At 54.0% G+C, this 506-nt stretch carries 1 protein-coding gene; it reads right to left on the bottom strand.

Annotation, left to right across the window (positions count from 1 at the left end):
* Positions 1-70 precede the first annotated feature (70 nt).
* A complete protein-coding gene (locus EN750_RS38450; protein WP_095775686.1) occupies positions 71-313 on the bottom strand; it encodes a DUF982 domain-containing protein in 243 nt (80 codons plus the stop codon).
* Between the last annotated feature and the right edge of the window lie 193 nt (positions 314-506).

Below are 506 nucleotides of genomic sequence, written 5' to 3'. Positions count from 1 at the left end.
CTGTGTTGCTTTGAAGCTCTACTTTTCAAAGTCACTTTCGAAACCATCGAGGCTACTATCAACTTGGACCTCAGTCGCTGCGTAAGATGTTCGCTTCCAACGCCGCGGCAACGAAAGCCCGTCTCGCAACCGGCGTCTGAGCTTCGCCGCGCAGAACCTGAAGACATGCATCCATAGCCAGTTTTCGCTTCGTCGTCTGATGAGGGAAACTCCGCAGCAGGATCGCGGCTGCGTCGTTCACATCGAATATGACGCGCTCACGCTCCTGCCGGCCAACTTGCACCACCACGGGCCGGACGAACCTGCTCGACATGCAATTACACTTTCAATTCAGACCATGACACGGACTTCGCGTATCATAACGTTGGGTCAGTTTATACAGTCATTGACTATGCACGGAAGAGGAAACAGCAGTGCTCAATCTCGAGCCTGACCAGTTTCAGAAGGCCGCTACCTCAATCCGGAGGGGCCTCGGTCTTGGTGCGCAATAAAGCACAGGGGAATTC

The organism is Mesorhizobium sp. M7A.F.Ca.ET.027.03.2.1 (assembly GCF_003999175.1).
GTDB lineage: Bacteria > Pseudomonadota > Alphaproteobacteria > Rhizobiales > Rhizobiaceae > Mesorhizobium.
The sequence above is the reverse complement of the archived record's forward strand: the minus strand, read 5'-3'. Positions and strand labels throughout refer to the sequence as shown.